This is a genomic window from Bacteroides mediterraneensis, assembly GCF_016900355.1.
Classification (GTDB): domain Bacteria; phylum Bacteroidota; class Bacteroidia; order Bacteroidales; family Bacteroidaceae; genus Phocaeicola.
In genome coordinates this window covers 13,830-39,065 of the sequence record NZ_JACJKA010000012.1, presented here as the reverse complement: position 1 = coordinate 39,065, position 25,236 = coordinate 13,830, and the positions used below count along the sequence as shown (strand labels likewise).

The window sequence follows — 25,236 nt, the reverse complement described above, 5'->3', positions numbered from 1 at the left end:
AAAAATAAAAGATTTTCACAAATATAAATAATTTAATTATATGAACAAAATAGATTCGATAATAATTCACTGCTCGGCCACACGTGCCGGGCTGGACATTGGTAAGAAAGAGATTAATCAGATGCATGTAGCCCGTGGGTTCCAGTGCATCGGGTACAACTTCATTATCCGGTTGGATGGTACGGTGGAAGTTGGCCGCAGTCTGACAATCGACGGCGCCCACTGCAACAGTAAGGGATTCTCCGGTGTAAGCTACAACAAGCATTCCATCGGTATTTGTTACATCGGTGGACTGGATGCGCACGGTAAGGCGGCCGACACACGAACGCCGGCTCAGAAGAAGGCACTGGCCAAGCTGATTAAGGAGTTGTGCTCAAAGTACCAGATTGTCGAGGTGTTGGGGCATCGTGACACATCTCCAGACTTAGACGGAGACGGAATTGTAGAGCCGGAAGAGTGGACAAAAATGTGCCCATGCTTCGATGTACGTACTGAGTATCCTTTTATCCCTGAAATTGTTGTGAAGCCATGATTGAACTAAATAAAATATACAATGAGGATTGTTTGGAGGGAATGAAGCGTATCCCCGACGGAAGTGTGGATTTACTAATTAAAGACCCTCCGTATTGCATAGGAACTACAAGTAATGGTAAAAAAGGTAGTTGGAGTGATAATAATTTAATAAGGCCGTTCTTTGATATTTATTTTCAAGAGATAAAAAGGGTATTAAAATATGGGGCAGAATTTTACATAAATACAGATTGGAGAACATATCCATTCCTTTATCCAATAGTAGAGAAACATTTAAATGTTAAAAATCTTATAGTATGGGATTATGAGTGGATAAAGGCAGGTTCACATTATCGATTCTCTCATGAATTTATAATATATGGTGTGAATGGAGATGGGAAAAGAAGATTTAGCGCAAGCGAGCGAGATGTTTGGCGGATAAGACCAATTAACTTTACGTCAAAAGAAAAATTACATAACGCACAGAAACCAGTAGAGCTTATTGGTAAGATGATTAAAAATAGTTCAAAAGAAGGAGATTTAATATTAGATACGTTTATGGGTAGTGGCACAACAGCAGTTTGTAGCATTGATTTGCAAAGAAAATATATAGGTTTTGAAATCGACGAAAAATATTATAATATAGCATTAAATAGAATATCAGAACACCAACCAAAATTATTATAATATGAAGTACTTACCATATCTTTTAATAGCTGTACTGGCTTTCTGTTTAGGCTGGTGCAGCCGTTCGCCAACTGAAGGCAATATAGGGAAGTCTGATACCATTACATCTGTCCATATAGTTACGAAGGTCGATGTGGATACGATGTACATTCTTTCTCCTCAGCCTTATCTTGCATGGATTGATAGCTCAGACACCATTCATGCAAGCGACACTTGCTATCATCTGCGTGAATACAAAGAGTACCAAGATAGCAACTATTATGCAAAGGTAAGCGGTGTGGCTCCACGTCTTGATGAAATTCGGGTTTATCCACGTACCATTTACCAGACTGAGTACGTTTACCGTAACATAACTCAAAAGCCCAAACGCTGTGGAATAGGACTGTCTGCTGGCTACGGTGTAGGAAAGAACGGACTCACTCCGGTATTGGCTGTTACTGTCAATTATAATTTATTGCAATTCTGATATACAATATTTTCCAATAATTATATACAACTTTTCTCAGAAATTATATACATCTTTGTGGTGTAGAAGTTCGTCTTATTTCTGAGACGACAAGCCCCGACCAGATTATTCCGGAAGGGGCTTTTGTTTGCTATAATATATTAGCCAGTCTCTCAGCCTGCTTTTCAATCGAGCTATTAAGTATCTTCGCATATACTTGGGTAATCTGGATACTTGTATGGCCCATCATCTTTGATACTGATTCAATAGGAACCTCATGCCCCAGCAAAACAGTCGTGGCAAACGTGTACCGGGCAATATGCGATGACAAGTTTTTCTTCGTTCTAATCAGGGAGCCTATGCACTTGAGTAACCTGTTATATGCTTGCTGAGTTATTCGCGGAAGCTGGTAGTCGTATCTTTCAAGTATGGCCATTGCCGGAGGAAGTATAGGTGTATAATACTTCGTTCCAGTCTTGACACGCTTCTTGTCTATATAATAGTGTCCATGTACCATTACAACATCCTTGGAAAAGTCGAACACGTCCATATCTGCATAAGCAAGGCCGGTGTAGCAACAGAAGATAAATAGGTCACGTGCTTTACTGAGACCTTCGTCTCTAAGTTCAAGAGCTCTGACTGCAGCCAGTTCTTCCTCGTTCAGCGCATTTTTAGGTTTGTTTTTCCCACGCTCGGCCTTGAATTTCACATAAGGGGATTCTTCGATTATACCAAGTTCAACCGCTTCGTTAACATAGGGTCTGAGTCGTTTGTGGTAATTGTATAGAGTGGGCTGCTCTCTGGATGGGTCTTGCTGTCTTAACCACAAGTCGAATCTCTTAATATTTTCAGGTGTAAGGTCGTCGAATGTGCGGATGATCCGTGATTCTCTCAGAGTCTCCAGCGTGTGTTTATGCGCGCGAAGAGTAGACGCGCGCAGCCCTCTCCTCTCCATCACGTAGTAACAGAATTCGATGAAGTCAGTACCGAATTTACCTGACTTTCTGTCCAGCGCTGAAGAAAAAGTTTGGTAAGTTACTTCTTTCCCGTCCTGAATTATGGAACGGGCTATCCCTTCATAATTCTTGATCAGGTCAGTAATTTTCCGGTTCAGCTTTTTTGACTCCGCATGACGGACTACTAAACCATCCTCCCACTGGTTGGAATACAACTCAATTCCAGAAGACAATGTTTTTCGTTGAGTACGGTTGAAAATGATTTCAATCTCTACCACGCCAGTTGTGGTGGCAGATGCTTTCTTCTTGCGGTCGAACACCGCTCTGACTTTAGGTAACTTTAACATAACATTTGCGGTTTTTCCATGGATACATGAATAAGTGCAATACGAGCGCAATACCGATGCAATACGATAAGAATGCTTGGTATTGCAAAATGCTTTTATACACTTTTTCAGACAGCCATAGACGGTTAAACATTTATTATTTCGTTATCCGCAAATGCGCTATACATCAATACTTTAAACTATAAAAGCCTATATTTCAAGTAACTAATGCAACTCAAATATAGGCTTTACTTTGAGCGGCAAGCGGGACTCGAACCCGTGACCCTCAGCTTGGGAAGCTGATGCTCTACCAACTGAGCTACTGCCGCGATTTGGTGATGCAAAGATAGAATTATTTTTTTAGAATCCTCTTTTTTCCTCGCTTTTTTTCGCCCGAGAAATGGAAAAATAGCTTGTCGACTTATTCCCAGAGCTTGTACAGGCCGGTTTCTCCCCAATAATTGTGGACGGAAGTGGCAATGCAGTTCTTGTAGCGGAAAAAGTATGATCCAAGCATCTCCCCTCCCTTGGCATGACAGACCGGTGTCTGGAGCGAAGTCGCTTCTTCTGTGGGCACGATGTCGAAGTAGCGATACTCATATCCTTTCAGGTTGAGTTCCCGATAGGAAGTCTGGCGGTATCCATTGCACGGACGGTTGTCTTTCACGTAGACGGAATAAGGTAGGATTCCAGCCATCTCATAAGCTGTTCCGCCGGGACGTGCAGTCAAGGTCTGTCCCAACAGAGCCATTCCTCCCCCTTCGGCCAATAGCTTTCCTCCGTTTTCTACGTACGTGTGCAACTGCTCCATCAGGCGTTTCCGGCGATGCAGCTGGCGGGCGAACAGTTCCGGATAACCGCCGGGCAGGTAGACGATGTCCGCCTGAGGCAGTTCGCTGCCGAACACCGGACTGAAACGGATGATTTCTCCTTGCATCCGGTCGATGTTTCTCCGGTATAGGAAAGGAAAAGCCGGGTCGGAAGCCAAGGCAATTCGCAGCTTTCGGGCACCTATCCATGTCTCCGTTTCGGTTTCTGAAATGTAAGGAAGTGAGTACGCACAAGGGAAGATACGGGTACAAAGATTCAATAGCTTGGATAAATCAATATGCTGTTCCAATTGTTCAGCCACTTTGTTGAAGAGTTGGTCAAGACTCTTCCGCAGCGGCAGGGTAAGTGCCTGATGCCGGGGAGGAAGGCCCGCATCTTCCAGTAAGGGAAGATATCCCAGACATTCCACCCCCGCCTCGGCACAGGTTTCGCGCAGGAAACCGTATTGGGCAGCCGAAGTGACCTGGTTGAAGATTACTCCGGCTATTTTTAAATCTGTATAGAAATGCTTGAAGCCTTGCAGCATGGCCGCTGTGGAATAGCCCGCATTGCGGGCGCTGACCACCAGCACCACCGGTATTCTCATCAGACGGGCCAGTTCAGCCCCGCTTCCCTGTGCTCTCCGGAAACCGTCGAACAGTCCCCCTTTCCCTTCTACAAGACACACGTCAGCTTTTTCGCCGTAACTGTTGTAGAGGGTTTGCAGATGAGTGTGCGAGGACATCCACGCATCCAGATTGGCTGGTTCGTGGTCCGTAGCCAGCGCATGGTAGCGCAGCTCAGCCAGCTCCGGTCCGCACTTGAACGACTGTACATGCAGGCCGCGGTTGTGCAATGCCCGCATCAGTCCCAAGGCCACGAGGGTCTGCCCGCTTCCGGGCATCAGTGCTCCGACAAGAAACTGTGGCTTCATCGGCTTACGACAATCCTTCTATTTCTCCGTTCACAATGTCGATGTGCAAGGCCTGCGGCTCTTTCGGCAATCCCGGCATACGCATCATTTCTCCGGCTACTACCACCAGCATTTCTGCTCCGGCGTTGATCACGATGTCACGCACGGCGAAGTTGAATCCGGAAGCCACTCCGTAGAGTTTCGGGTCGGTAGAGAAAGAATACTGTGTCTTGGCAATGCAGACAGGGAAATGCGTATATCCCAGATCTTTGATCATCTGTATCTTCTTGCGGGCAGCCGGACCGAACAACACTTGTTTGGCTCCATACAATCCGCAAGCAATCTTGGTCACCTTTTCTTCTACTGAGTCGTTCTCGTCGTAAGTGAAAGTCAGCGGTTGTGACGGGTTGTGCTCGATAGTGTCTACCACCAGGTTGGCCAAGTTGACGGCACCTGCTCCCCCTTCCATGAAGGCGTTGTTGATGGCAAAGCCTACGCCGATTTCCTCACAGTGACGGCGCACGAAGTCGAGCTCTTCGTCAGTATCGTTGGCGTAACGGTTGAAAGCTACCACTACGGTCTGGCCGAACGACTGGAGGTTGTCGATGTGCTTGTCGAGGTTCTTCACTCCTTCTTTCAAGCCTTCCATGTTCGGTTCCTTGATTTTGTCTACATCCACACCACCGTGCATCTTCAGTCCTTGAGCCGTAGCCACGATGACTGTCAGTTTCGGCTGGAGACCCGCCTTGCGGCATTTGATGTTGTAGAATTTCTCTGCACCCAGGTCGGCACCGAATCCGGCCTCTGTCACTACATAGTCGCCAAAGGTCATGGCCAGCTTGGTAGCCAGTACGGAGTTACATCCGTGGGCGATGTTGGCAAACGGGCCGCCGTGTACGAAGGCCGGTGTGTGTTCTGTAGTCTGTACCAGGTTAGGCGACAACGCATCTTTCAGCAACACCGTGATGGCACCCGCCACGCCCAGGTCTTTCACCGTGAAAGGCTTGTTTTCGATGGTGAATCCTAACAGGATGTTCTCGATGCGGCGGCGCAAGTCGTCTTCGTCTTTTGCCAGACAGAGGATGGCCATGATTTCAGAGGCCGGCGTGATGTCGAAGCTCGATTCACGGGTGATGCCGTTGGTCTTGCCTCCCAGTCCCGTCACAATGTAGCGCAGGCCGCGGTCGTTCACGTCGAGCACACGGTTCCAGAGCACTTCCTTCATGGCAAAGCCGTTATCTTTGTTTTGGTACATATAGTTGTCGAGCAGGGCCGTAATCATGTTGTGGGCTGAAGTGATGGCGTGGAAGTCACCCGTGAAGTGCAGGTTGATTTTGTCCATCGGGAGCACCTGTGCATAACCACCTCCGGCAGCTCCACCTTTCATTCCGAAGCAAGGACCAAGTGACGGTTCGCGCAAGGCACAGAAAGCCTTCTTGCCGATTTTGTTCAGTCCGAGTGCCAGACCGATGGAAACGGTGGTCTTTCCGATACCGGCCTTGGTCGGCGTGATGGCCGTCACCAGGATCAGGTTACTCTTCTTCACCTTTTCTTCATCAATCAGTGTTTCTGGAACTTTGGCAATGTAACGTCCGTAGTTGGAGATTTCCTCTACCGGAATGCCATACTCGCGTGCGATTTGTTTAATCTTTGTCAGCTCAATGCTGCGTGCTATTTCGATATCCGATTTCATTAGGGCAGTTTTTAAGTTTGTGCCGCAAAGGTACAAAAAGCCCCGTGCCGAGGCAAATGGAAACTACAGTTTTCTCGCGGGAGGAGGTCGAGGTGTGTCGTATTTCCTATAAAAAATACGGAGAAATTCTGTAACTTTGTCCAACAAAGCATATAAACCCTATAATCTGTAAGCAATATGAATAACTTCGATTTTTATAGCCCGACCGAATTCGTGTTCGGAAAAGGCACAGAGAGCCGGACGGCAGAGCTGGTGAAGAAATACCATGGCACGAAAGTGCTGATTGTCTACGGCGGAGGTTCCGTGGTGCGCAGCGGACTGCTCGATAAGATTAAAAAGGAACTCGACGAGGCAGGCATTCCTCATGTGGAACTGGGAGGCGTACAGCCCAACCCTACCGATTCGAAGGTGTACGAAGGCATCGAACTGGGACGCCGCGAGCAGATTGATTTCCTGCTGCCCGTGGGCGGAGGTTCCGTGATTGATACGGCTAAGGCCATCGCTATGGGCATTCCCTATGAAGGCGATTTTTGGGACTTCTATATCAACAAGGCCGTGCCGCAGAAGGCGGTTCCCCTGGGCGTGGTGCTCACCATCCCGGCAGCCGGAAGCGAGGGCTCTGGAAACACGGTCATCACAAAGCTTGACGGGCTGAAGAAGCTGAGTGTCCGCACGCACGGCCTGCTCCGCCCTACCTTTGCCGTGATGAATCCGGAGTTGACCTATACCCTGCCCGCCTGGCAGACGGCTTGCGGGGTGACCGACATGATGGCGCACATCATGGAGCGTTATTTCACCAACACCGAAGACCAGGAAGTGCCCGACCGCATGTGTGAGGGTACGCTCAAGGCCATCATCACGGAGGCCCTCCGGGTGATGAAGGAGCCGACGAACTACGGGGCTCGTGCCAACCTGATGTGGGCCGGTACCATTGCCCACAACGGAACGTGCGGTGTAGGAGCCGTGGAAGACTGGGCTTCGCATTTCATGGAACACGAGGTGAGTGCTATATATAATGTAACGCACGGGGCCGGACTGGCGGTGATTTTCCCGGCTTGGCTCACCTATATGGCCAGCCATCACGTGGGCAAGGTGGCCCAGTATGCCAACCGCGTATGGGACGTGCCCGAATCGGACGACAAGAAAGCCATGGCCTTGGAGGGAGTGGCCCGTCTGAAAGCCTTCTTCCATGCCATCGGTATACCCGTCACCTTCAAGGAATTGGGTATCGAGCATCCGGACATCGACCTGCTGGTAAAGAAACTGCACGAGAACAAGGGGCAATATGTGGGCTGCTACGTGCCGTTGGATGCGCAGGCTACCCGCGAAATCTATGAACTGGCCAACCAATAAAAATAGAATAATTATGGAATACAACAATCAGGACGTGCGCAGGCAGGACCGTCTGCTCGACGAGACCCGCGCCTTTGAAATCCTGCGCGACGGTGAATACGGCATCCTCTCCATGCAGAGCGAAGACGGAAACGGGGCCTACGGCATTCCGATTAATTATGTGTGGGACCGCGGAAACTCTATCTACATCCATTGTGCGCCGGTAGGCCGCAAACTGCGTTGTATCGACGCCTGCCCTAATGTATCATTCTGCGTGACAGGGCGGAGCCGCGTCATCCCCGACAAGTTCACTACGGGCTACGAAAGCGTGGTACTGCAATGCACGGCCCACCACAGCCTGCACGAGGCGGAACGGATGTCGGCCCTCTCCCTCCTGCTCTCCAAATATTGTCCCGACCACAAAGTACAGGGCATCGAGTATGCCAACAAATCGTTCCCTCGTACGGAAATCATCCGGCTGGACATCCAGAAGGTGAGCGGAAAGACTAAAAAGATGGGGCTCTGACAGGAAGATTATCAAGGATTTTTGAGGCTTTTCGGAAGACATCCGACGACCTGGAAAAAACGCCTTTACGTTTGGACTTAAACGTAAGGGCGTTTTGTCTGAAACGCAAAGACGTTTTACTTTAAACGCACTTGCGTTTGAGTTAAAACGCAAGTGCGTTTTTTGAGGGGGATTTTCTGATTTTCTTACTTGATAAAGTTTGATTATTTAAAATGTTTTTGTAAATTTGTGTATCATCACAAAACGAAAGTGGGCTTTCATTCTTTTAGATTATAAGTGAAAGTAGTCCCTTCACTTTTGAAAGACAGATTGGTTCAAGGGGACAGACCTAAACTAAACCGATGATATTATGAAAAAGTTCTTATTGATGACAATCGTGTTGGCAATGTATGCGTTGGCAGGTTTTTCTCAGATAAAATGGGATGGACGTGTAGGTGTGAACTTCAGTAACGTGACCAAGATGGAAGGTACAAAAGCATTGCCCGGTTTTACACTGGGGCTTGGTATGGATTATGGATTCAATGAAAGTTGGTCTTTCCAGTCGGGCTTGATGTTTACTTCCAAGGGATATAAAGTGAAAGATATGTATAAGGTAAGGCCGGTTTATCTTGATATCCCCCTTTTAGGTGCGTATAAAATCAGCGTTAGCGAAAGCACCAAGTTTGTAATCAATGCCGGTCCGTATTTGTCTTTCGGGCTGGGTGGAAAAGCCAAATATGATAAAGGTGGCGATTATAAAGTTTTTGGTGACGACGGCTGGAAACGTTTTGACTTAGGTATCCAATATGGTATTGGTTTTGAGTTGAGCGATCGTTATTTAATAAATCTGACGGGACAGCACGGATTCATTTGTCCGTGGGATGTAGAAATCGGTGACAAATCGAAGAACATGAACTTCGCCATTAGCTTGGGTTATCGTTTTTGATTTACGAGTCAAATCTGCTATTATGTAAATAAAACTGCAAGGCCGGCTGGGATTTTTCTATGCCGGCCTTTTTTATATCTGTCTTATAACCAGTCAGTCGGGGAAAATATGAAAAAATAGAGTGAAATAAACTATAGAAATGTTTGGCTGTTTCAAACAAAAAGTATACCTTTGCACTCGCAAATGAAAATAGTGATGCACTCTTAGCTCAGTTGGTAGAGCAACTGACTCTTAATCAGTGGGTCCAGGGTTCGAATCCCTGAGGGTGTACAAATTTCGGAAAGTTTGACAATTATAGTGGATGCACTCTTAGCTCAGTTGGTAGAGCAACTGACTCTTAATCAGTGGGTCCAGGGTTCGAATCCCTGAGGGTGTACCGAAGCTGTGAAGCAAAAGGAGGAAGTTCTGAAAATCGAAAGATTTTTGGAACTTTTTTTATGCCCCTACCCTTTGTTTAAATAAAAAGGCCGGCAGACAAATCCACCGACCTTTTCTCATATAGGCAAAAACGCAAAATCTTTATTCTATGTTCCGGATAAATTTAGCTGGTACTCCTCCTACTATCGTATTGGCCGGCACATCTTTGGTCACGACAGCTCCTGCTGCAATTACAGCACCGTCACCGATAGTGACTCCTTGCAATATAGTACTATGGGAGCCTACCCACACCCGTTTTCCCAGCACAATGGGAGCCGGATTCATGGCAGCCCGTCGTTCGGGATTCAGGTCGTGGTTAAGTGTGGCAAATACCACATCGTGTCCTATCAGACAACCGTCGCCTAAGGTGACTCCACCTTGGTCCTGAAAATGGCAGCAAGCGTTGATAAACACATCCTTCCCTACATGAATGTTTTTCCCAAAGTCGGTGTAGAACGGAGGAAACACCCGGAAAGATGCATCGACCGGTCTTCCGAAAAGACGGGACATCAGTGCTTGAATTTCTTCCATGGTATGGTAGGAGCCGTTCAATTCAAAAGTTACCCGACGGGCTTCGTCACTCATTCGGTTCAGGAACTCCTGAATTTCAGGGGTGTCCAATGGGCGACGTTGGGCTACATGTGTCAAAAAATCATTTAGTTCCATGTCTTTTATAATACGTTATAGATTTCTATGCTACAAAAATACGTCAGTTTGGGGAGATTTGCAGTAGATGAATTACAGATAATTTTACCCTGATTACTTGTTCCGGACAAAAACTCCTTATTTACATCAGCTTTTTCTGTGGGGTTTGCTTTTTATCACGTACATTTGTGGAAACTTTAACCGACATATCATGAGAAAAACGTATGCTATACTGCTTTCCTTTCTATTGATTTGCAGTACCGGATTTTCGCAATACCGGAAATCTGTTTCTATTTTGGGAGATTCTTATTCCACCTTTGAACATTATCTTCAACCGGATACGAATGCCGTGTGGTATTTCCCCCAGCCTTTGAGTAAGAACGATGTGACCTCCGTCGGCCAGACGTGGTGGTACAAGTTCATTCAGGAAAGCGGTTACCGCCTGTGTGTGAACAATTCTTTCTCGGGTTCCACTATCTGTCATACGGGATATGGAAAGGCGGATTATTCCGACCGTTCTTTTGTGACAAGAATGAACAACTTGGGTTGTCCGGACATCCTTCTGATTTTCGGCGGAACGAACGACAGTTGGGCTGGAGTGCCTTTGGGGCAATACCAGTATCAGAATTGGACAAAGAAGGATTTGTACAGCTTCCGTCCGGCTATGGCCTATATGTTAGAACACATTCGTTACCGCTATCCTAATGTGGAAGTGTATTTCTTGTTGAACTGCGATTTGAAGGCGGAAATCAACGAATCGGTAAAGACCATTTGTCAGCATTATGGGGTTCCCTGCCTTGAACTGAAGGGCATTGACAAGCAGGGAGGTCACCCTTCTGTGAAAGGGATGGCGCAAATTTGTGCCCAGTTGAAGGCTTTTACGGATCGCCACTGAGAAAATACGAAGCAGAACGGTTTGACCGATAAGTCAAACCGTTTCACCCAATAAATTGCGGATTAGTTTTTCCAGTTTGTCTCTCACCTCTTCCATTGGAAGTTCTCGATGCAGTTCGGCAGCCAATGAGGTTACCCCTTTGTTAATGAATCCACAGGGGTGAATGTATCCAAAATATCGGAGGTCGGTGTTCACGTTGAAAGCCAGTCCGTGCATCGTAACGAAGTGACTGCTTCTAACGCCCATGGCACAAATCTTTCGTTCGTCGGGTGTACCTGCGCCCAGCCAAACGCCGGTAGCTCCTTCCACTCTTCCGGCCTCTATGCCGTATTGTCCGCACAGGCGGATGATGGCTTCTTCCAGCATGTGCAGGTATTCCTTCAGCCCCAAGTTATAATCTTCCAGATTCAAAATGGGATAACACACCCACTGTCCAGGCCCGTGATAGGTGATATCCCCTCCCCGGTCTACATGAAACAGTTCAGCATGAAGGGCATGGAGCTGGTTCTCATCCAGCAGCATATTAGCGGTTTTGCCGTGTTTTCCCAGCGTATATACATGTGGGTGCTGGCAAAAGATAAGTCGGTTAGTATAAGGCTTTTCGTGAAGTTTTGCTTCAATCAGTTGGTCAAAGAGAGCAGTTTGTCGTTGCCAGGCTGCTTCATAGGAGATTATCCCCCAATTTTCAGTTATCATCATGGCATTTTAATCTTAATAGGTTACATTTTGCAAAGAAAGAATTTTTCCATGGGAATGGCAAAGATTTACAAAAAGAATTCCTTTTTCCATGACAATTCGCGAAGTTATGCTATATTTGTAGATGTAGAAACTATTCTCTGATTCTAAACCTCTGAATATGATGAAAAAATTACAGAGAGGGATGTTCTCCTCTATTTTATTATGTGGAGCATTCTCCACGATGGTGTTGCCGGGATGTACAGGAAATCGTTCGGAAGAAGTAGACCGGATGGCTGTAGATTCTATTCCGATGGATACAATTGTGTATTTGGACAAGGAAAATCCTGAATCACCTACATGTCAGATAAAAATCAATTTTACATATTTGAAGTCGTCCGAAGCGAACGATTCGCTGGCTGGTGTCATCAACAAGGTGTTGGAAGAAGCATTTTCCAGCGCACATACAGGGGCCGCTTCTCCTGAGAGTTTTGTTGCTTCCATCAAGGAAAGTCTGGCAAACGATTATTTGCGGGATGTGCAAACTCCTTATCAGACAGATGTGAAGAACGGCATGAAAGCCGACGAGATTCCTAACTGGTACAATTATGAGTATGAAATAACGTCCAAGCTGATCGAAGGGAAAGACAGCGTCTGGAATTATGTTGTAACGACTTATGAGAATACGGGCGGTGCGCATCCCAACACATGGAGTCATTGGGTTAATGTGGATGCCACAAGTGGGAAAAGCCTGAGCAAGAAAGACGTGTTTGTCAAGGGAACAGAAGAAAAAATCTGTCAGCTGATTTTACCGCAACTGCTGGCCGAGGCGAACGAGAAACTGAATACAGACACATTGACGTGTGTAGCAGGATTGCAGGAAGTAGGTTTGTTGCTGGAAACAGATTTGTATGTACCTGATAATTTCCTGCTTGGGAAAGACGGGGTGACTTTCTTGTATAACCGGTATGACATTGCTCCGTATTATATGGGGGCGTTTGAACTGACGGTTCCCTATCAAGACATAGATGCTTATTTAATCAAGAAATAAATACATGGACATTATCTTAAAATATTTTCCGAACCTGAGTGAGGTTCAAAAGCAACAGTTTGCGGCATTGTATGACTTATATACAGACTGGAACAGCAAAATCAACGTGATTTCCCGTAAGGACATTACCAACCTGTATGAGCATCATGTGCTCCATTCGCTGGGTATTGCGAAAATTATCCAGTTCCGACCAGGTACAGAGGTGATGGACTTGGGTACGGGCGGAGGCTTTCCTGGCATCCCGTTGGCCATTTTATTCCCTGACACACATTTCCACCTGGTAGATAGCATCGGCAAAAAAGTGAAGGTGGCTACGGAAATAGCCCAGGCTATCGGATTGAAGAACGTGACCACCCGTCATTGTCGTGCCGAAGAGGAGAAGCAACAATTCGACTTTGTGGTAAGCCGGGCGGTGATGCCGCTCACAGACCTGTTGAAAATCATCCGGAAGAACATTCGGAAAGAACAGCACAATGCCCTTCCTAACGGACTGATCTGTCTGAAAGGGGGTGAGCTGGAAAAGGAGGTCATGCCCGTGAAACATCAGGCACTTGTTTACGACTTGAAGGATTATTTTGAAGAAGAATATTTCGAGACCAAAAAAGTGGTCTATGTAACCATTAACGGATAATAATCGTATGCTGAAAATAAAATCATTTGAATTCAATATGTTTCCGGTCAACTGCTATGTAGTGTGGGATGATGAAACACTGCAGGCAGCTGTGATTGATGCCGGATGCTATTATAAGGAAGAACAGCAGACCCTGAAGAAATTCATTACAGACAACCAACTGACGGTGGTTCATCTGCTGAACACGCACTTGCATCTGGACCATGTGTTCGGCAATGCGTTCATGCTTCGGGAGTTCGGATTGAGCACAGAAGCCAGCGAGAAGGATGCCTTCCTTTTGCCGCGCATCGGAGAATATTGCCGGATGTTTGGCTTTCCGTTGAACGAAGACCCCCCTGCCATGGGCAAGTCGCTTGCCGATGGAGACAAGGTGCAAATAGGACAACAAGAATTGAAGGTGATTGCCGTACCAGGACATTCACCGGGCGGACTGGTGTTCTATAGTGAGTCACAGCAATGTATATTCAGTGGTGATGTCTTGTCCCGGGGCAGCATTGGACGGGCTGATTTGGAAGGAGGTAATTTCGAGCAGTTACGCGACGGTGTCATGTCGCGGTTGCTGGTGCTTCCTGATGAAACAGTCGTTTATCCGGGACATGGAAGTACCACGACTATTGGATATGAAAAGATGAACAATCCTTTCTTCCGTTGACATTCTTATTTTTTCATTTGAAACCTAAATCCCCATATAAAACAATGAAAACTACAACATTCGCAAATCGACACATCGGCGTTGGGGAGAAAGAACTTCCCCTGATGCTGAAAAAAATTGGAGTCAAAAGCTTGGATGAGTTGATAGATAAAACCATCCCGGCCAATATTCGGTTGAAAGAACCGCTAAAGTTGGGGCCTGCTATGACTGAACGTGAATTTGCCACGCACATCGGTCAACTGGCTGCCCAGAATAAATTATATAAGACTTACATCGGATGCGGATGGTATGATACCGTAACTCCGGCTGTCATCCAACGCAACGTATTTGAGAATCCGGTGTGGTATACATCTTATACTCCCTATCAGGCTGAGATTTCACAGGGACGACTGGAAGCTTTGCTGAACTTCCAGACCGTAATCAGCGACCTGACCGCTATGCCGTTGGCCAACTGTTCTTTGCTGGATGAGGCTACTGCAGCTGCTGAGGCAGCTACGATGATGCACGGATTGAGAAGTCGTGCACAGCAGAAGGCACAAGCCAACGTGCTGTTTGTGGATGAGGAGATCTTTCCGCAGGATTTGGCGGTAATCCGTACCCGTGCCATTCCGCAGGGCATCACAGTGAAGGTGGGCAGTTACAAGGATCTGACTTTCACGCCCGACATGTTTGGCTGTATCGTGCAGTATCCGAACAACAGCGGAAGCATTGAAGACTACCGGGCATTTACAGAGCAGGCACATGCGGCTGGATGTAAAGTGGCTGTAGCCGCTGATATCTTAGCATTGGCTATTGTTACTCCTCCGGGAGAATGGGGAGCTGATATCGTCTTCGGAAGCTCACAGCGTTTGGGCGTGCCGATGTTCTACGGAGGTCCTTCGGCCGCTTATTTTGCTACACGGGATGAATACAAACGCAACATGCCGGGACGTATCATCGGCTTGTCAAAAGACAAATACGGACGCTTGTGCTACCGTATGGCCTTACAGACTCGTGAGCAGCACATCAAACGTGAAAAAGCTACTTCCAACATCTGTACCGCTCAGGCTTTGCTGGCTACGATGTCTGGATTCTATGCTGTGTACCACGGGCCGGAAGGTATCCGTGAGATTGCAGAACAGGTGCATGCCGTAGCTGTATGGGTAGCTGAACAGTTGGTTCGTCTGGGCTATAAACTGCGTCACGACACGTTCTTCGATACCCTGAGAATCCAGTTGCCGGACAATGTAACGCTACAGGAAGTACGTACCATTGCCTTGGGCAAGGAAATCAACTTGCGTTATTTCGACAATGGAGATGTAGGTATCAGTGTGGACGAAACAACCACATCGGCTGATGCCAAACGACTTGTCAGCTTGTTTGCTGTAGCGGCAGAAGAACCGACACACGATGCCGGACCGATTCCTGCAACTGCTCCCCTGCCTGAACTTTTCCAGCGTAAGAGTGCATACCTCACTCATGAAGTGTTCAACAAGTACCATACGGAAACGGAAATGATGCGTTACATCAAACGCTTGGAGCGCAAGGATATTTCATTGGCTCACTCTATGATTTCATTGGGTTCTTGTACCATGAAACTGAATGCGGCTGCCGAGCTGTTACCGTTGAGCAATGCGGCTTGGATGAATGTACATCCGCTGGTGCCGGATGATCAGGCTGCAGGCTATCAGACTTTGATTCATAACCTGTGCGAACAATTGAAGACCATCACAGGTTTTGCAGGAGTTTCTCTTCAGCCGAATTCTGGAGCAGCTGGTGAATATACAGGGTTGCGTGTCATCCGGAGCTATTTGGAAAGCATCGGACAAGGTCATCGTCATTTGGTATTGATTCCGGCATCGGCACACGGTACAAATCCGGCGTCTGCCGTACAGGCGGGGTATGAACCGCTGACTTGTGCCTGCGACGAGCATGGAAACGTGGATTTGAATGATTTGCGCGAAAAAGCAGAGGCACACAAGGACGAACTGGCTGCCTTGATGATTACGTATCCGTCCACTCACGGTATCTTTGAGGAGGAAATCAAGGAAATTTGTCAGATTATCCACTCTTGTGGCGCACAGGTATACATGGATGGTGCCAACATGAACGGACAGGTAGGATTGACGAATCCGGGTACCATCGGAGCCGATTTGTGTCACTTGAACTTACACAAGACCTTCGCCAGTCCTCACGGAGGTGGCGGTCCGGGTGTAGGTCCGATTTGCGTATCTGAACATTTGGTACCGTTCTTGCCGGGACATGTAAGCAAGGGTAATCCGACGAATGAAGTATCGGCTGCACCTTATGGAAGTGCGGGTATCTTGCCTATTACCTACGGATACATCTGCATGATGGGAGCTGAAGGGCTGAAGCGAGCTACTCAGGTGGCTATCCATAATGCCAACTACCTGGCCGCTTGCTTGAAGGATGCGTATGGTGTGGTATATTGCGGTAAGAACGGTTTCGTGGGTCATGAAATGATTCTGGAATGCCGGAAACTGCACGAAGAAAGCGGCATCTCGGAGAACGATATTTCCAAGCGTCTGATGGACTACGGTTATCATGCACCTACCCTCTCCTTCCCCGTACACGGCACCTTGATGATTGAGCCGACCGAAAGTGAAAGCAAGGCCGAACTGGATAACTTCATCAATGTTATGGTACACATCCGGGAAGAGATTGCCGAGATTGAAAGCGGAGAGGCCGACAAGGAAGATAACGTACTGGTCAACTCACCACATCCGGAATACGAGATTGTAGGAGATAACTGGACGCATCCTTATAGCCGTGAGAAAGCTGCCTATCCGATTGAGAGCGTACGTGAAAACAAGTTCTGGATTAATGTGGCTCGTATTGACAATACGTTGGGTGACCGCAAATTGCTTCCTACTCGCTACGGTAGTTTTGAATAAATCATTGTGAGGCGGTTCCGTTTTCCTGGCTGCTTCTGTACGGAAATAAAAGAGCCGTTGCATTTCTTCGTCTGTGAGGAAGGCAGCGGCTTTTTTCTTGCATTTCGGCTGGAAGTCGGTTGTCCTCAGAAAAGAGGAGCCGGAAGCATGGAGCCGCCTAGACTCCATCTGTCAAATTTGAAGTATTTCCACTTTCTCACAATAAAAATGAAAGTATTTGTTGGTGTTTATTTTATTATTTCTATATTTGTAGGCCAAATAACAGAAAATAATATGAGAAACACACAAATGTACTTGCATCCTGAAGTGGAAACGATGTCAAGAAAAGACATAGAGAAACTTCAGTTGCAGCGATTAAAAGCTACAATCAATCGTTGCATGCGTTCTCCATTCTATAAGGAACGCTTTCAGCAATATGGAATCAAACCTGAAGATATACAGTCGTTAGAGGATTTACAGCGTATCCCTTTTACTACCAAACAAGATTTGCGCGACCATTATCCTTTTGGACTTTCCGCCGTGCCACTGGAGGAAGTGGTACGTCTGCATTCATCCAGTGGTACCACGGGCACTCCGACCGTCATTCTGCACACGCAGCACGATTTGGAGGAATGGGCCAACGCCGTGGCCCGCTGCCTGTATATGGTGGGACTCCGCAAGGGCGATATTTTCCAGAATTCTTCGGGCTACGGCATGTTTACTGGAGGATTGGGGTTCCAGTATGGGGCTGAACGCCTGGGGATGCTGACTGTTCCCGCAGCGGCAGGCAATACCAAACGCCAGATCAAGTTCATCACCGATTTCGGTACCACGGCTCTGCATGCCATTCCGAGTTATGCCGGACGCCTGTACGAAGTAATGCAAGAAATGCACATTGATCCGAGGCGGGACACCCACCTCAAGACGTTGATTATCGGGGCGGAACCTCACTCCGACGAACAGCGCCGACGCATAGAAAACATGCTGGGTGTCAAGGCCTACAATTCTTTCGGCATGTCGGAAATGTGTGGCCCTGGCGTGGCGTTTGAATGTCTGGAACAAAACGGGCTCCACATCTGGGAGGACTATTACATTGTGGAGATTGTAGACCCCGTGACATTGGAACCGGTACCCGAAGGTGAAGTGGGAGAACTGGTGTTGGCCACCATCAACCGGGAGGCGATGCCGTTGCTCCGTTACCGTACGCGCGACCTGACCCGTATCTTGCCAGGCGATTGTCCTTGCGGACGTCACCACAAGCGGCTCGACCGGATGAAGGGACGTAGCGACGACATGATGATTCTCAAGGGCGTGAACATCTTCCCCATCCAGATTGAAAACATCCTGTTGCAGTTCAAGGAGCTGGGCAACGAGTATCTCATCACCCTGACCAACCTCGATGCCAACGACGAGATGACGGTGGAAGTGGAATTGAACGACTTTACCGACGATTACGCTTTCCTTCAGAACCTGACCAAGGAAATTACCCGCCAGCTGAAAGATGAGATTCTGATTACTCCGCGTGTCAAGCTCGTACCGAAAGGAACCTTACCGGTACACGAAGGTAAAGCCGTGAGAGTGAAGGATTTAAGAAAAACATTGATTTAAAAAAGAGAAGAATATGACCATACATCAGTTATCTGTTTTTGTAGAAAACAAGTCGGGTACACTATTGCAGGTGCTTGAGTTGTTAAAGGAAGCCCATATCCAGCTGATTGCTTCCACCATTTCCGATACCGTGGAATATGGTATCTACCGCATCATCTGTTCCGAGCCTCTCCGTGCCTTTCACGTGTTGAAGGATGCCGGTATTTCTGCCAACGTGTCCGAAGTGTTCGCCATTAGCTTGGACAATGAACCTGGACGTGCAGCCGACGCCATTCGCAGCTTCAGTGAGACGGGTATAGGTATCTCCTACCTCTATTCTTTTCTGTTGGGCGGAAAAGGTATCCTGGTGTTCCGCACCGACAATCCGGAGAAGACGCGTGAAGTCATTCTGGAGCGCGGGTTGCGTTATATTGAAGAAAAAAACTTGACAGAAATGGGTTAACGGAACGTCAGGCGGCGGTTGCAGATGAAATTGACGGCGCCATAGACGAAGAGTCCGAGGAATTGTGCCAGGTACTCGTTGCAGTGAAGAAGCTCCACGAGCATCAGCAGGAAAAGAAATTGTGCACTGTAGGCCAGTGCGAAAGCACCAATAAAAAATAGCATCTGATGCCAGATGCTATTTTTTTTGTCATCTGTTTCAAGGGGAAAGATCCAATATTTACACCAAATGAAGTTGTGAATCTGTGCTACGATGTACGCACATACATTTGCAATAAGGTAACTTTCTCCTTCGATGTGCATCAGTAGCCAAACCACTACAGCTGCAATCAAGGCATTGAGCGTACCTACTATGGCAAAGCGTATTACGCGTACAGTTTCCTTCATTCAGTTCCTTTCTCTCTTATCTTTTCCTTGAAACGTATGGTGTGTATTATTTGTTATCTTCTAAATCGACTTTCAGATGCAGTTCATCCAATTGTTTTTGGTCGAGGAATCCAGGAGCATCCAGCATCACGTCACGTCCAGAGTTGTTCTTCGGGAAGGCGATGCAGTCGCGGATAGAATCCAGACCGGCAAACAGAGATACCCAGCGGTCGAGTCCGTAAGCCAGACCTCCGTGAGGGGGTGCACCGAACTTGAAGGCATTCATCAGGAAGCCAAACTGTTCCTGTGCCTTTTCTGGAGTGAAGCCGAGGATTTCGAACATCTTGGCCTGCAGTGCAGAGTCGTGGATACGGATAGAACCACCTCCTACTTCCACACCGTTGACTACCATGTCGTAGGCATCGGCACGTACAGCTGCCGGATCAGTATCCAGCAATGGAATATCCTCGTCTTTCGGATGAGTGAACGGATGGTGCATAGCCATCAGACGGCCTTCTTCTTCGCTCCATTCGAACATCGGGAAGTCAACCACCCACAGGCAAGCGAATTTGTTCTTGTCGCGCAAGCCTAACTGGTTACCCATTTCCAAGCGCAGTTCAGAAAGCTGCTTACGGGTCTTCATGGCATCGTCACCACTCAGAATCAGAATCAAGTCACCCGGTTTGGCACCGAAGGCTTCCTTCATCTTCTGCAATACATCTTGGCTGTAAAATTTGTCTACGCTTGACTTCACTGTACCGTCAGCCTCAATGCGGGCATATACCATACCTTTGGCACCAATCTGCGGACGTTTCACGAATTCAGTCAGGTGATCCAACTGCTTGCGGGTATAATGAGCGGCTCCTTCTGCACAGATACCGCCAATGTAGGCTGCATTGTCGAATACCGAGAAACCGTAGCCTTTCAGTACATCCATCAGTTCCACGAACTTCATGCCGAAACGCAAATCCGGTTTGTCACTTCCGTAGTACTTCATGGCATCCGACCACGGCATCCGCTGGAACGGTTCTGTCAGTTCCACGCCACGCAGTTCCTTGAACAGGTGCTTGGCCATGCCTTCAAACATATTAATAATGTCTTCCTGTTCCACGAAACTCATTTCGCAGTCAATCTGTGTGAATTCCGGCTGACGGTCGGCACGCAGGTCTTCATCGCGGAAACATTTTACAATCTGGAAATAGCGGTCGAAACCAGAAACCATCAGCAATTGCTTCAGGGTCTGCGGAGACTGAGGCAGAGCGTAGAACTGTCCCGGGTTCATACGAGAAGGCACAACGAAGTCGCGTGCACCTTCTGGAGTAGAACCGATCAGCATCGGAGTTTCTACTTCCAAGAAACCTTTGCTGTCCAGATAACGGCGAACTTCCATTGTCATGCGGTGACGCAGTTCCAAGTTCTTGCGTACGGCTGTACGACGCAAGTCCAGGTAGCGGTATTTCATACGGAGGTCATCCCCTCCGTCGGTATTGTCTTCAATGGTGAAGGGCGGTGTTTGAGCCGTGTTCAGAATATTCAGTTCTGATACGATGATTTCAATCTCTCCTGTCGGGATATTGGCATTTTTGCTGGAACGTTCGCTCACCGTTCCTTTTACCTGAATCACATATTCACGTCCCAGGTGGTTGGCACGTTCACAGAGTTCAGCATTCACTTCAGTGTTGAACACCAACTGTGTGATGCCATAACGGTCGCGGAGGTCTACAAATGTCATTCCTCCCATCTTACGTGAGCGCTGCACCCATCCGGCCAGTGTCACGTTCTTGCCTGCATCGGCGAGTCGCAACTCACCGCAAGTATGACTTCTAAACATATCCTTATTTAAATGTTAGTTTTATCTTTTTGACAGGCAAAGGTAGTACGTATTTTTCATTTATGCAATAAAAACCCGTATCCAAAGGACAAATATAAATGAATAAAGGATGCATATTTTCGAAAAATCCACAAGCGGTTGTAAGGATTATTCCAAAAAATATATATTTTTGCTCAACAATAACTCGATAAAGATAATTTTATTTCATTATTATGGCAACAGAACATGTAAAATGCCTGATCATCGGATCAGGACCTGCAGGATACACGGCAGCTATCTACACCAGCCGTGCCAATCTTTCTCCCGTACTTTATGAAGGTATCCAGCCTGGTGGACAGTTGACCACCACTACCGAAGTGGAAAATTTCCCCGGCTATCCGGAAGGTGTGACCGGTCCCGTGCTGATGGACGACCTGAAGAAACAGGCCGAACGCTTCGGAGCCGATATCCGTAACGGAATTGTCACAAAGGCCGACCTGAGCAAAGCACCCTACACTTTCGTGGTAGACGATGAGAAAGAAATCACCGCTGATACGGTTATCATTTCTACCGGTGCCACAGCCAAATATCTGGGACTGGAAGACGAAAAGAAATACGCCGGCATGGGCGTGAGCGCCTGCGCTACTTGTGACGGGTTCTTCTACCGCAAGAAAACCGTGGCTGTAGTAGGTGGCGGTGATACTGCCTGCGAAGAGGCAGTCTACCTGGCCGGGTTGGCCAGCAAGGTGTACTTGGTAGTACGCAAGCCTTATCTCCGTGCTTCCAAAATCATGCAGGAACGCGTGCTGAACCATCCGCATATTACCGTATTGTTTGAACACAATGCCGTAGGGCTGTTCGGTGAGAACGGCGTGGAAGGCATGCACGTGGTAAAACGTATGGGTGAACCCGACGAAGAACGCTACGATATAGCCATCGACGGATTCTTCTTGGCCATTGGCCACAAACCTAATTCTGACATCTTCAAGCCGTGGGTAACCACCGATGAAACCGGTTACATCGTGACGGAAGGAAATACTCCCTGCACGGGTGTTCCGGGCGTATTCGCTGCCGGTGACGTAGCCGATCCGCATTATCGACAGGCTATCACAGCCGCCGGAAGCGGATGTAAGGCTGCCATTGAGGCAGAGCGTTACCTCTCGGCTAACGGACTTCTCTAATCTTATTTACAATCTAATCAAAAAAAATTACAATGAAAGTTTTTAAACTGAAAAGAACTGTGGCGGCAGTCATTTTGGTGGGAGGCGCCCTGACGGCCTTCGCACAGCAAATGCCGCCCATCCCTACCGATCCCAATGTGCGCATCGGTAAGCTGGACAACGGATTGACCTATTACATCCGTCACAATGCGTTGCCGGAACATCAGGCCGACTTCTACATTGCGCAGAAGGTAGGTTCCATCCTGGAAGAAGACGACCAGCGTGGTCTGGCCCACTTTCTGGAGCACATGTGTTTCAACGGAACCACGCATTTCCCGGGCAATCTGCTTCGGGAGTATCTGGAAAGCATCGGCGTGAAATTCGGTGCCAACCTGAATGCCTATACTTCGGTAGACGAAACCGTATACAATATTGACAATGTGCCGGTTATTCGTGACGGAATCATTGACTCCTGTCTGTTGATTCTGCACGACTGGGCCAACGACCTGACCCTTGACCCGAAAGAAATCGACAAGGAACGTGGCGTGATTCACGAAGAATGGCGTACCCGTTCTGGTGCCATGATGCGTATGTACGAAAAGGTGTTCCCTGTTATTTATAAGGATAGCAAGTATGCTTACCGTCTGCCTATCGGAACCATGGAAGTAGTCGACAATTTCCCTTACCAGGCTTTGAGAGACTATTATGAAAAATGGTATCGTCCCGACCAGCAAGGTATCATCGTGGTGGGCGACATCAATGTGGACAGCATCGAAAATAAAATCAAGCGGATGTTCTCTCCTATCGAAATGCCGGCCAATGCGGCTGAACGCAAATACTTCCCGGTGCCCGACAACGACGAACCGATTATCGCTGTAGCCAAAGACAAGGAACAACAGTTCCCGATTGTATATTTGATGCACAAGCATGATGCGGTGCCCAACGATCAGAAGAACAACATGGGTTATCTGGTGATGAACTACATGATTTCTTCCATCGAAAGCATGCTCAACAGCCGTCTGAATGAACTGACCCAGCAGGCCAATCCGCCGTTCATTGAAGCTGGTGTGCAGGATGGTGACTTTATCGTGGCTAAGACCAAGGATGCGTTCATGGCGTATGCGGCTGCTAAGGAAGACGGTATCCTCCTGACTACCGAAACCCTGATGCGCGAACTGGAACGTGTGCGTCAGTTCGGATTTACAGCCAGCGAATATGCCCGTGCCAAGGCGGATTACCTGCGCGGACTGGAATCGGCTTACAACGAACGCAACAAGCAGCGTAACGGTGCTTACGTAAATGAATACGTGCGCAACTTCATTGATAATGAACCGATTCCGGGTATCGAGAATGAATATGCTATCATGAACCAGGTGGTACCGAACATTCCGGTAGACGCCATTAACCAGGTGATGAAACAGCTCATCACGGAAAAGAACGTAGTGCTCAGCGTGTTCTGTCCTGAAAAGGAGGGTATGAAATACCCGACGGAGGCCGAACTGAAAGCCGTATTGGATAAGGTGAAAGCCGAAAAACTGACTCCGTATGTAGACAAGGTTTCCGACGAACCGTTGATTAAGGATAAACCGCAGGCTGGAAAGGTGGTCAAGACAGAACAGGGCGTGTTCGGTTCTACCATCCTGACCCTGAGCAACGGTGTGCGTGTCATCCTGAAACCGACCGATTTCAAGGCCGACGAAGTACGTATGCAGGCCTTCAGTCCGGGTGGAACTTCTCAGTTCGACGACAAGGATGTACTGCAGTTTGCCCTGATCAGCCAGATTGCCTCTTTAGGAGGTTTGGGTAACTTCAACTCTGTAGATTTGGACAAAGTATTGGCTGGAAAGATGGCATCTGCCAGCGCACAAGTCAATACTCTGACCGAAGGATTGTCTGGTAGCTGCTCTCCGAAAGACTTTGAAACCATGCTTCAGCTGACTTACCTGCGCTTCACGGCACCGCGTATGGATCAGGAAGCCTTCACTTCTTTCATCACGCGTAACAAAGCGGCTCTGGCCAACCAGGAAGCTGACCCGATGACCGCGTTCAGTGACTCTATTACCGTAGCACTCTACAATCATCATCCGCGTGCTTTGTCTATGAAAGCCGACATGCTCGACAAGATTGACTACAACAAGGTAATGGAATTGTATAAGAATCGTTTTGCCGATGCCAGCGACTTTACCTTTATTCTGGTGGGTAACATTGATGAAAAGACAGCTACTCCGCTCATTGAACAGTACCTGGGTGCCCTGCCGGCAACGAAGCGCAACGAACACTTCCGTGATACCAAGATGGATATCCGCAAGGGAATGTACGAAAACAATTTCGTGAAAGAACTGGAAACTCCGAAGGCCAGCGTGTTGATGGTTTATTCCGGCGACTGCAAGTATGACATGAAGAACAAGCTGCAGATGAGCATGCTCGGTCAGCTGCTCAACATGGTTTACCTGCGTACCGTACGTGAAGATGCCGGAGGAACTTACGGAGTAAGCTGTAGCGGAAGCCTGAGCAAGTATCCGAGCGAAGAAGGTGCCTTCCAGGTGTACTTCGATACCGACCCGAACCGTCGCGAAGATATGGTGAAACTCATCAACGAAGGCATTGAAGGATTCATTGCCAACGGTCCGGAGAGTGATGACCTGAGCAAGGTGAAGGAATACATGCTGAAGACCTACAAGCAGAACCAGAAAGAAAACGGTTACTGGATGGGTATCCTGAACACGTACTACTGGGAAAATCTGGATATGAATACCGGATACGAAGAAGCAGTGAACGCCATCACCGGCGACGACCTGAAAGCCTTTGCCAAGGCCTTCTTCGGACAGAAGAACGAAGTGGAAGTCAGCATGAGTTCTCCGGTAGAAAAATAAGGAAACAGAACAATTA

Annotated in this window: 22 protein-coding genes and 3 tRNA genes; 17 read left to right on the top strand and 8 right to left on the bottom strand. The window is 47.8% G+C overall.

The window, feature by feature from the left end; all coding sequences use genetic code 11:
• Nucleotides 1–40 precede the first annotated feature (40 nt).
• The 3 genes from H6A28_RS07860 to H6A28_RS07850 are packed head-to-tail and all read left to right on the top strand — an operon-like array spanning nt 41 to nt 1,663.
• A complete protein-coding gene (locus tag H6A28_RS07860) occupies nt 41–532 on the top strand; it encodes an N-acetylmuramoyl-L-alanine amidase (RefSeq protein ID WP_204479679.1) in 492 nt (163 codons plus the stop codon).
• Nucleotides 529–1,197 carry a DNA-methyltransferase gene (locus H6A28_RS07855; protein ID WP_204479677.1) on the top strand — a complete coding sequence of 223 codons (669 nt, stop codon included), beginning with the start codon at nt 529–531 and terminating at the stop codon, nt 1,195–1,197. The genes H6A28_RS07860 and H6A28_RS07855 overlap by 4 nt, the downstream gene beginning before the upstream one ends.
• Before the next feature lies 1 nt (nt 1,198).
• Nucleotides 1,199–1,663 carry a DUF6808 domain-containing protein gene (locus tag H6A28_RS07850; RefSeq protein WP_204479675.1) on the top strand — a complete coding sequence of 155 codons (465 nt, stop codon included), beginning with the start codon at nt 1,199–1,201 and terminating at the stop codon, nt 1,661–1,663.
• A gap of 130 nt (nt 1,664–1,793) precedes the next feature.
• On the opposite strand, the gene H6A28_RS07845 is transcribed toward H6A28_RS07850, so the two are convergent.
• From H6A28_RS07845 to H6A28_RS07830, 4 genes are all read right to left on the bottom strand, one after another.
• Nucleotides 1,794–2,945, bottom strand: a complete 1,152-nt coding sequence (locus tag H6A28_RS07845) for a site-specific integrase (protein WP_204479673.1) — start codon at nt 2,943–2,945, stop codon at nt 1,794–1,796.
• Nucleotides 2,946–3,180: 235 nt separating this feature from the next.
• Nucleotides 3,181–3,253, bottom strand: a tRNA-Gly gene (locus tag H6A28_RS07840).
• A 92-nt stretch (nt 3,254–3,345) separates the two neighbouring features.
• Nucleotides 3,346–4,668 (bottom strand): cobyrinate a,c-diamide synthase, encoded by a 1,323-nt coding sequence (locus H6A28_RS07835; protein ID WP_204479672.1) that lies wholly within the window; start codon nt 4,666–4,668, stop codon nt 3,346–3,348.
• A 4-nt stretch (nt 4,669–4,672) separates the two neighbouring features.
• Nucleotides 4,673–6,340, bottom strand: coding sequence for a formate--tetrahydrofolate ligase (locus tag H6A28_RS07830; RefSeq protein ID WP_204479670.1), 1,668 nt, complete (start codon nt 6,338–6,340; stop codon nt 4,673–4,675).
• A gap of 177 nt (nt 6,341–6,517) precedes the next feature.
• Here H6A28_RS07830 and H6A28_RS07825 point away from each other — a divergent pair, with 177 nt between their 5' ends.
• The 5 genes from H6A28_RS07825 to H6A28_RS07805 all read left to right on the top strand — a co-directional run bounded on the left by H6A28_RS07825 (nt 6,518) and on the right by H6A28_RS07805 (nt 9,499).
• A complete protein-coding gene (locus H6A28_RS07825; RefSeq protein WP_204479668.1) occupies nt 6,518–7,693 on the top strand; it encodes an iron-containing alcohol dehydrogenase in 1,176 nt (391 codons plus the stop codon).
• 13 nt (nt 7,694–7,706) lie between these two features.
• Complete coding sequence (locus H6A28_RS07820) at nt 7,707–8,198, top strand: pyridoxamine 5'-phosphate oxidase family protein (protein WP_022353718.1); 492 nt, start codon at nt 7,707–7,709, stop codon at nt 8,196–8,198.
• A 349-nt stretch (nt 8,199–8,547) separates the two neighbouring features.
• Nucleotides 8,548–9,123: a porin family protein gene (locus tag H6A28_RS07815; RefSeq protein ID WP_204479666.1), complete on the top strand. Its 576-nt coding sequence runs from the start codon at nt 8,548–8,550 to the stop codon at nt 9,121–9,123.
• Between the two features lie 197 nt (nt 9,124–9,320).
• Nucleotides 9,321–9,393 (top strand) — tRNA-Lys (locus H6A28_RS07810).
• Nucleotides 9,394–9,426: 33 nt separating this feature from the next.
• Nucleotides 9,427–9,499, top strand: a tRNA-Lys gene (locus tag H6A28_RS07805).
• A gap of 143 nt (nt 9,500–9,642) precedes the next feature.
• On the opposite strand, the gene H6A28_RS07800 is transcribed toward H6A28_RS07805, so the two are convergent.
• Nucleotides 9,643–10,206, bottom strand: coding sequence for a DapH/DapD/GlmU-related protein (locus tag H6A28_RS07800; protein ID WP_204479664.1), 564 nt, complete (start codon nt 10,204–10,206; stop codon nt 9,643–9,645).
• Nucleotides 10,207–10,396: 190 nt separating this feature from the next.
• Here H6A28_RS07800 and H6A28_RS07795 point away from each other — a divergent pair, with 190 nt between their 5' ends.
• Nucleotides 10,397–11,080 (top strand): SGNH/GDSL hydrolase family protein, encoded by a 684-nt coding sequence (locus H6A28_RS07795; protein ID WP_204479663.1) that lies wholly within the window; start codon nt 10,397–10,399, stop codon nt 11,078–11,080.
• A gap of 33 nt (nt 11,081–11,113) precedes the next feature.
• On the opposite strand, the gene lipB is transcribed toward H6A28_RS07795, so the two are convergent.
• A complete protein-coding gene (gene lipB, locus H6A28_RS07790) occupies nt 11,114–11,779 on the bottom strand; it encodes a lipoyl(octanoyl) transferase LipB (protein WP_204479661.1) in 666 nt (221 codons plus the stop codon).
• Between the two features lie 157 nt (nt 11,780–11,936).
• On the opposite strand from lipB, the gene H6A28_RS07785 reads away from it, so the two are divergent.
• The 6 genes from H6A28_RS07785 to H6A28_RS07760 all read left to right on the top strand — a co-directional run bounded on the left by H6A28_RS07785 (nt 11,937) and on the right by H6A28_RS07760 (nt 19,012).
• Nucleotides 11,937–12,806: a DUF3298 and DUF4163 domain-containing protein gene (locus H6A28_RS07785; RefSeq protein ID WP_204479659.1), complete on the top strand. Its 870-nt coding sequence runs from the start codon at nt 11,937–11,939 to the stop codon at nt 12,804–12,806.
• A gap of 4 nt (nt 12,807–12,810) precedes the next feature.
• Nucleotides 12,811–13,437 carry a 16S rRNA (guanine(527)-N(7))-methyltransferase RsmG gene (rsmG, locus tag H6A28_RS07780; RefSeq protein WP_204479658.1) on the top strand — a complete coding sequence of 209 codons (627 nt, stop codon included), beginning with the start codon at nt 12,811–12,813 and terminating at the stop codon, nt 13,435–13,437.
• Nucleotides 13,438–13,447: 10 nt separating this feature from the next.
• Complete coding sequence (locus H6A28_RS07775) at nt 13,448–14,089, top strand: MBL fold metallo-hydrolase (RefSeq protein WP_204479761.1); 642 nt, start codon at nt 13,448–13,450, stop codon at nt 14,087–14,089.
• A 44-nt stretch (nt 14,090–14,133) separates the two neighbouring features.
• Nucleotides 14,134–16,983: an aminomethyl-transferring glycine dehydrogenase gene (gcvP, locus tag H6A28_RS07770; protein WP_204479656.1), complete on the top strand. Its 2,850-nt coding sequence runs from the start codon at nt 14,134–14,136 to the stop codon at nt 16,981–16,983.
• Between the two features lie 288 nt (nt 16,984–17,271).
• Nucleotides 17,272–18,570 (top strand): phenylacetate--CoA ligase family protein, encoded by a 1,299-nt coding sequence (locus tag H6A28_RS07765; RefSeq protein ID WP_204479759.1) that lies wholly within the window; start codon nt 17,272–17,274, stop codon nt 18,568–18,570.
• 13 nt (nt 18,571–18,583) lie between these two features.
• On the top strand, nt 18,584–19,012 hold the full coding sequence (locus H6A28_RS07760; RefSeq protein WP_148330699.1) for an amino acid-binding protein: 429 nt from the start codon (nt 18,584–18,586) through the stop codon (nt 19,010–19,012).
• Here the strand turns inward: H6A28_RS07760 and H6A28_RS07755 are convergent.
• Together H6A28_RS07755 and aspS are read right to left on the bottom strand one after the other, a co-directional pair.
• Nucleotides 19,009–19,398, bottom strand: coding sequence for a GtrA family protein (locus H6A28_RS07755; RefSeq protein ID WP_204479655.1), 390 nt, complete (start codon nt 19,396–19,398; stop codon nt 19,009–19,011). The genes H6A28_RS07760 and H6A28_RS07755 overlap by 4 nt on opposite strands.
• Nucleotides 19,399–19,444: 46 nt before the next feature.
• The gene (gene aspS, locus H6A28_RS07750) at nt 19,445–21,208 is read right to left on the bottom strand and encodes an aspartate--tRNA ligase (protein ID WP_204475267.1); all 1,764 of its coding nucleotides are present in this window, start codon (nt 21,206–21,208) and stop codon (nt 19,445–19,447) included.
• A gap of 212 nt (nt 21,209–21,420) precedes the next feature.
• Between aspS and trxB the strand changes: the two genes are divergently transcribed.
• Nucleotides 21,421–22,368: a thioredoxin-disulfide reductase gene (trxB, locus tag H6A28_RS07745; RefSeq protein WP_204475265.1), complete on the top strand. Its 948-nt coding sequence runs from the start codon at nt 21,421–21,423 to the stop codon at nt 22,366–22,368.
• 32 nt (nt 22,369–22,400) lie between these two features.
• The gene (locus tag H6A28_RS07740; protein ID WP_204479653.1) at nt 22,401–25,220 is read left to right on the top strand and encodes a M16 family metallopeptidase; all 2,820 of its coding nucleotides are present in this window, start codon (nt 22,401–22,403) and stop codon (nt 25,218–25,220) included.
• Nucleotides 25,221–25,236: the final 16 nt, after the last annotated feature.